This is a genomic window from Rahnella sp. ChDrAdgB13, assembly GCF_017655185.1.
Lineage (GTDB): Bacteria > Pseudomonadota > Gammaproteobacteria > Enterobacterales > Enterobacteriaceae > Rahnella > Rahnella contaminans.
Genome location: NZ_JAEMGT010000043.1, coordinates 97,563 through 104,188 on the forward strand (window position 1 = coordinate 97,563; position 6,626 = coordinate 104,188).

Genomic DNA, 6,626 nt, shown 5'->3' on the forward strand with positions numbered 1-6,626 from the left:
AAAACTACGCGGGATATTAACCGGTTATAACGCGCCCGTCCGTGGGCTGCGCCGGTCAGCGGGAACCGAGATAACGGTAAACCACCGCCAGATCCTGATCGCCATAACCGCCATCCACGGCGGCCTGCCAGGTTTCACTGATGCGTTTCATTACAGGCAACTCGAGCTTACTGCCCGCATCAATCGCCAGATTGATATCTTTCAGCGCCCAGGTCAGCTGCATCTGCGGGGTGTAATCGCCGCTTTTGAACATCGCCATTTTGCCTTTGATGTAAGGCGCCGCCAGCGGACCGCCGTCGAGCACGTCCCACAGGTCATCCGGCGTAAAGCCCAGTTCTTCGGCCAGTTGGGTACTTTCGGCGATGCCTTCCATCATGGCAATCAGCCACGCGTTAACCACCAGTTTCATTTTAGACGCGCGACCGGCTTCACCCAGCCATTTAGTGGCTTTCGAAATGGCGGCAAACACCGGTTCAACAGCTGCGCCCGCCTCACGATCACCGCTGGCCAGCACCACAATTTGCGCCTGTTCGGCGGGCGCTTTGGTACCCGAAACCGGCGCATCAAAGAACAGCACGTCCGGACGCTGTTCTTTGATGAGCGCAATCAGCGATTCAGTGGCATCGACGCCCAGCGTTCCCATTTGCGCGATAATCCCGCCCTGCTTCAGCCCGGCCAGAAGCCCGTTATCACCCTGATAAACTTCGAGAGACGTTTTGCCGTCCGATAACATGGTAATCACCACATCGGCACCTTCTGCGGTTTCACGCGGTGTCAGGCCGCGTTGCGCGCCCGCCTTCACCAGATCGTCACCACGCGATGCTGTCCGGTTCCACACGCGGGTGGTGAAACCTTTTTTAATCAGATTGGTGGCAAATGCATGTCCCATCGCCCCCAAACCGAGCACCGCGACTACAGGTTGCTGACTCATGTCTTACTCCTTGTGCAAACGTTAAATGTATTCAAAAGGCTATCATCGCAGACCCTGCGGCGGAACCGGCTTCTGTAACCAGATGCAACAGAAGGGCTTATAATACTTAACCTCTTCCGGCGAAGTGGCGTAACATACGCGCTTTCGTGCCCGGGCTGACCCCTAATGCCCCGGCAACTCTGATTTGACTGAGAATTTTCAGGAGTCGCAGCACTATGAGTAAAGTCGTTTTAATCGGGATCATTTCCGTCATTTTTGCCCTGATGGTGCTGATGTTGGGCTCGGTCTATGTGTATCCGTGGTGGATGCAGCGCACGACTGAAGGCGCATGCAGCACCATCACCAAAGATAACGCCATCGACACTGTGACCCGCGATTACATGCAAAACCGCATTCCCAACTGGGGCAACGATAAAGACAATATGGGCACCTCCGTGCCGGTGTTGAATTTCATCAGCGATGACGTCAAAGAAGACAAAGGCACTTACCACATTCCTTTCAGCGCCAAAGGGCCGAACGGCACGCTGGGTTATGTGGCGCACTTCAACTGCTCAAACCATTACGTGAAATATTCCACCGTCGAGTAATGCCGGTTTACCTCCCCTGCAACGGCGGATTTCTGATTACAGCATTGGCCCGATAAACAAAAACCGGCACGCGATTGTGCCGGTTTTTTATTGCCTGCCCAACGGATGGTGTGGAAGAATTATTTCGCCGGTGGCAACTGACTCCAGTAGGTGCCGCTGAACGGAACCGGCAGAAACTGCGTATACAGTTCTTTCATGGTTTCCTGCGGGTCGACATCTTTAAACAGCTGCGGATACAAAGTTTTGGCAAACACTTCGACGGCGACCATGTGATACGGGCTGAGATAGAAATTATGCCAGACGCTGTACGCCCGCCCTTCGCGCACGGCTTTCAGCGTCGATAGCACCGGCTGCTTATCCATAATCTGCCGGAAACTTTGCTCCGCTTCCTGTTGCGTGACCTGTGGCCCCAGCATCAGGTTGGACACTCTTTTTCCTTCCGGTCCCGCCATGCCCGTGGTGATATACACATCCGGGTTGGCCATAATCACTTTCTCTGCGTTCAGATCTCCGTATACGCTAACAAAAGCACCTTTGGCGATGTTATCCCCGCCGGCAAACGCCAGCAGATCGGCAAGATTGCCGTGAGAAACCGTGGTGCAGCATCCTTCACGGCGACCCAGATGCAATTGCAGCATCACCGTCTGCCGTTTGCCCTGATACGCCGCAATGCGTTCACGAACGCGATCCATATGCTGCTGATAAAAAGCGATAAAGCGCGCCGCTTTCTGCGGATGATTCAGCACGTTGCCCAGCAACTTTACGCTGGGGATCGTGTTATGCAGGTGATCCACGCGCAGATCGACGTAGATCACTGGGATCCCCGCACTGGTCAGCGTGATTTCCACCTGGTCGCGGTCGGTTTGCTTCTTCGCATACACCGGCAAAATCACCAGATCGGGTTTCAGCGCAATCACCTTCTCCGCATTCAGCTGCGTATAGTTGTTTTGCCCGAGCAGCGGGATGGTGGCGATTTCCGGAAAAGCTTTTACGTACATCGCCCAGCTTTGCGCATCGAGCTGCGCCATGTCGCCCGGCCAGCCAATCACGTGCTGCGCGGGGTTTCCGTCCTGCACCAGCGCCAGCGTATACAACATACGGCTTTCGCCCACCACGATCCGCTGCGGATTATCCGGTACGGTGACCGTCCGGTTAGAAATATCGGTCACGGTTCTGGCCTGCGCCAGGCCGGATAACAACAGGCAGGAAACCAGCAGAGACAGTGTGAACTTACGCATAACACCTCAAAAACCGTCATAAAGGCTGAGATGATAATGATTATCGTTATTTGTCGCAATGTGATGATTGCCCACTACTACAGGGTTTGGTAACGCGCACGCGCCAGTTTGCAGCGACGCCTGCCCGTAATTCGACTACACTGGTAGCCACTTTCCTCACAGGACGCAGTAATGATGAAAAGACTGACACAACAAGATATGACGGAAAGCGAACAACGCGAGCTGAAAACGTTGCTCGACAAAGCCCGCAAAGCTCAGGGCCGTGAGTTGACTAATTCGGAAAACAACCGGATTAAAGATGACTACATCGACAAGCTGATGGAAGAGAAAGAGAAAGTGGCCGCGCGTGCGCGTGCTGAAAAACGCCGCAATAAAGCGGTTCCAAGCACCTCAGCGACCTATGACTGGACTGCCCGCACCCATCCGCGCGGCCGTCGTTAAAAACAAACTGACCCTCTTCGTGTATTACGCAGAGGGTCAGCTCAGAACATCGCGTTAACCGCTTTTACTTCAACAACTGAAAACCGTGACTCCCGTCTGTTTCCAGCTGCGCCACCAGACCGTATTCCCAGTCCAGATAATCCTGCATCGCCTGCGCGCTCACCGCCGTGCCTTCATACGGACGCTGATAGCGATCTTGCGCGTTCTCCAGATATACCGACTCGCCGCGCTCGAGTGATTCTCCGGCGTTAATCCAGCCGACCGTGCCCTTTTCCAGCAAATACGTCTCTTTACCGGTCAGCGCCGCGACTTCCGTGACAGCGTAACGCGCCAGCAAACCGCTTGTGCAGGTCACAACCCAGCGCGTTTTCTCCGGCTGTGCGGCAATGACCTGCGGAATATTGCCCCGCGTCGTCCAGACTGCGCCGGGAATTCGGCGATTACGGAAGTTCGCGCTGGTGGTGAGGTCAACCACGCCCGTACTGCCTTCTGCCAGCCAGTGTCGCAGCTGTTCCGGCGTGACGGATTCCACAGCAGGCGCAGGTGCAACCTGTGCTTTCCAGTCGCCCTGTTCTGCGAAATCTTCTTCTTTGAATTCCGCTACGTACACTTCCCAGTTCATCTGCGCCAGCCAGGAAGCCGTCATCCGGGCGCGCACGCCGTCGCTGTCGGCCAGAACGACGCGCGCGCCGCGCACTGTTGCATAATGATCGGTTTCCTGAACCAGCTGACCGCCCGGAACATGCCGCGCGCCGGTGAGATGACCGGCACGGTACTCTTCCGCTGTGCGGACATCAAACAAATACAACGTCCGCTGCGGATCCTGCTGCCATTCATGAATTTGTGACAATGTCACCGAGCGCACGCCCGCACGAATTGCCAGCGCCTGCGCGCCTTTCAGGGCAATGCGGCGGGAATCTTCGCTCAGCGCCGGATAATGGGCGTGTTCCTGATGCGCCAGCGTTTGTCCCGCCAGCGTCCAGCCAATGGTGCCGTTACGCAATGCCGCAACCGGCTGCGTGAATCCGGCATTGATCAGCGATTGCGTACCGATAATGCTGCGGGTACGACCGGCGCAGTTGATGATGATTTGCGTTTTTTTATCAGGCACCACGTCGCGTAAACGCAGCGCCAGTTCTCCGCCCGGCACGCTCACGCCACCGGGAATACTCATCGCCTGAAACTCATCGAACCGGCGCACATCCAGCACAGCCACATTCGTGCCCTTTTCCTGTAACGCCTGAACTTCATTAGCCGTCAGAGACGGAGTTTTATAATGATGTTCAACCCATTCACCAAACGCCTTACTCGGCACATTCACATCAGTAAAAATCTCACCGCCCGCTTCTTTCCAGCCTGCCAGATCCCCCGCCAGTACTGCGATATCCCGGTAACCCAGCGATTTCAGCAACGCCGCCGCGCGCGTGGTTTTACGTTCCCCGCGGCGTTCGTCATAAAACTCGCCGTTATCGTAGAGCGTGATGGCGGTCTGCCGGTTAGGAATGCGATCCGGTACTTCCAGTTCCAGTTTGGACAGCGCCAGATTGGCGGCAAACAGCGGATGCCCGGTGGCAAACGCCCCCTCTTCACGCAGATCAACCAGAGCCACTTCCTGCCCGTCACGCAGGGCCTGATGCAGTTGTGAAAAATGACGCAGAGGTAACGGATGAGATTCAGACATGAGTGTTCTCTTTTGACAGATCCCAGATATTGGGAATGTACGAATTGGAATAACCGGAGATGAAGGCTTTCTCGGTGCCGTCCGGCAGATAAACCGCCCGCGACACCGCACCGATATTGCCGCCGTAGACGTGAATACTGACTGAAACCCGGTCGTCATACAGGTTGCTGACCTGATGAATATCGAGCAAATCCGGCGCGATTTTTTCCACATTGCCTGGCTGTAACGTCACGGCAGCGCCTTCAGGATGCAAACTGCCGTCGCTGTAGCGGACATAGTTCTGGCTGGTTTCCCCGCCGCGCAGCATGCCAATCAGCCCCCAGACGCGGTGATCGTGCACCGGCGTTTTCTGCCCCGGTCCCCAGACAAAACTGACAACGGAAAAACGTGAAAGCGGATCGGCATACAACAGGTATTGCTGATAATGCTCAGCGTGCGGCTGCGCGGTATCCTCCGGCAGCCAGCCGTCAGTGCTGACGAGCTTTTCCAGCAACGCACTGCCCTGCGCCAGTATTTCGGTCTGCCCGTGAGGCTCCTGCACCAGCCGGGTAAAATCCGCCAGAAACTGCCGCAGCGGTGCCACCTGTAAAGCCACCATACCTTCACCTCTTTCATCTATAAGCGATCCTGATTTCTCTCAGGCTAACACCGGTCAAACTCAAGCAAAATGCATTTTATGGATAAGCTAATATGCAATTCACACATAAAAATGTGCGGTGGGATCCAGCGTCACCGGTGGAATTGTTTTATCCTGTGGAGACGCACAACGTTTACTTTCTGATACTGAGTCCCGATGAAAATTGAAGATTTGACCGCTTTTGTGGCGGTTATCCGGTTGCAGTCAACGCGACTTGCAGCTGATGAGCTGGGGCTGACGCAGCCGGCAATTACCCGCCGGGTGCAGAATTTCGAAGAGTCGCTGGGTATTCCGCTGCTTAACCGCCAGACCAAACCCCTGAAACCGACGCTGATGGGCAACCGCGTTTATCAGCAGTGCCGTCATATTCTGCGTGAAGTGGATGCGCTCAGCGATCTGGTCGCCGCCGACAGCCCGCCTTCCGGTCTTTTACGCCTCGCCGTGCCACAAAGCCTGAGCGAAGGCAGTCTGCTGCCCGCGCTGAAGAGTCTCTCCGCGCAGTTCCCGGATATTCAGCCGCGCCTCTCCAGCGGCTGGGGAGAAGAATTGTTGTTACGCATTCAGCGTCAGGAACTGGAAGCTGCCGTGGTGCTGTTTCCGGCCAGCAAGCAATTCCCCGAGGGCGTGGAAAACCAGCCACTCGGCGCGGTTGACCTGGTGGTTGTCGGCCCGAAAACCACCGGCACCCTGCCGCAGCGGCTGGAAGATTGTTATCAGCGCGGCTGGATCCTCAATCCCGAAGGCTGCGGTTTTCGCGCCGCCCTGCAACGCGCACTGACTGAGCAGGGTTTGCCGCTGCTCATCAATCTCGAAGCCTTTGGTACCACGCTCCAGTTATCGCTGATCGCCGAAGGTCGCGGGCTCGGCCTGATGCCTAAACCGCTGGTCGAACGCCATCCGCTGCGCGATGAGCTTGAAATTTACGCCCTGAAAGATTTCGCCCCACGAAGCCAGCTATGGCTGGTGTATCCGAATGTCCCGGCGAGTCAGGTTCCGGCGATTGATGCGTTTGCGGCGGCAGTGGCAGAAGGGCTGGATCTTGGGATTGCCGCCCAAACGGGCCTTAATTCCAAATTCTAAACCTTGGGTTGCCACCCAAACCGGCCTCAGG

Annotated in this window: 7 protein-coding genes; 3 read left to right on the forward strand and 4 right to left on the reverse strand. The window is 56.0% G+C overall.

Features of this window, described 5'->3' with window-relative positions; all coding sequences use genetic code 11:
* Positions 1–55: 55 nt before the first annotated feature.
* Positions 56–931: an NAD(P)-dependent oxidoreductase gene (locus J8X26_RS13960; protein ID WP_208951157.1), complete on the reverse strand. Its 876-nt coding sequence runs from the start codon at positions 929–931 to the stop codon at positions 56–58.
* A gap of 215 nt (positions 932–1,146) precedes the next feature.
* On the opposite strand from J8X26_RS13960, the gene J8X26_RS13965 reads away from it, so the two are divergent.
* The gene (locus tag J8X26_RS13965) at positions 1,147–1,518 is read left to right on the forward strand and encodes a protein YebF (protein ID WP_104922019.1); all 372 of its coding nucleotides are present in this window, start codon (positions 1,147–1,149) and stop codon (positions 1,516–1,518) included.
* A 119-nt stretch (positions 1,519–1,637) separates the two neighbouring features.
* On the opposite strand, the gene J8X26_RS13970 is transcribed toward J8X26_RS13965, so the two are convergent.
* The gene (locus J8X26_RS13970) at positions 1,638–2,756 is read right to left on the reverse strand and encodes an ABC transporter substrate-binding protein (protein WP_208951158.1); all 1,119 of its coding nucleotides are present in this window, start codon (positions 2,754–2,756) and stop codon (positions 1,638–1,640) included.
* A gap of 174 nt (positions 2,757–2,930) precedes the next feature.
* On the opposite strand from J8X26_RS13970, the gene J8X26_RS13975 reads away from it, so the two are divergent.
* The gene (locus tag J8X26_RS13975; protein WP_095922033.1) at positions 2,931–3,197 is read left to right on the forward strand and encodes a DUF3811 domain-containing protein; all 267 of its coding nucleotides are present in this window, start codon (positions 2,931–2,933) and stop codon (positions 3,195–3,197) included.
* A gap of 64 nt (positions 3,198–3,261) precedes the next feature.
* Here J8X26_RS13975 and J8X26_RS13980 read toward each other — a convergent pair whose 3' ends face one another.
* Both J8X26_RS13980 and J8X26_RS13985 read right to left on the reverse strand, forming a co-directional pair.
* The gene (locus tag J8X26_RS13980; RefSeq protein ID WP_208951159.1) at positions 3,262–4,878 is read right to left on the reverse strand and encodes a rhodanese-like domain-containing protein; all 1,617 of its coding nucleotides are present in this window, start codon (positions 4,876–4,878) and stop codon (positions 3,262–3,264) included.
* Positions 4,871–5,476 carry a cysteine dioxygenase gene (locus J8X26_RS13985; RefSeq protein WP_208951160.1) on the reverse strand — a complete coding sequence of 202 codons (606 nt, stop codon included), beginning with the start codon at positions 5,474–5,476 and terminating at the stop codon, positions 4,871–4,873. Before J8X26_RS13985 ends, J8X26_RS13980 begins: the two co-directional genes overlap by 8 nt.
* 195 nt (positions 5,477–5,671) lie before the next feature.
* Between J8X26_RS13985 and J8X26_RS13990 the strand changes: the two genes are divergently transcribed.
* Positions 5,672–6,595, forward strand: coding sequence for a LysR family transcriptional regulator (locus tag J8X26_RS13990; RefSeq protein WP_152326255.1), 924 nt, complete (start codon positions 5,672–5,674; stop codon positions 6,593–6,595).
* Positions 6,596–6,626: the final 31 nt, after the last annotated feature.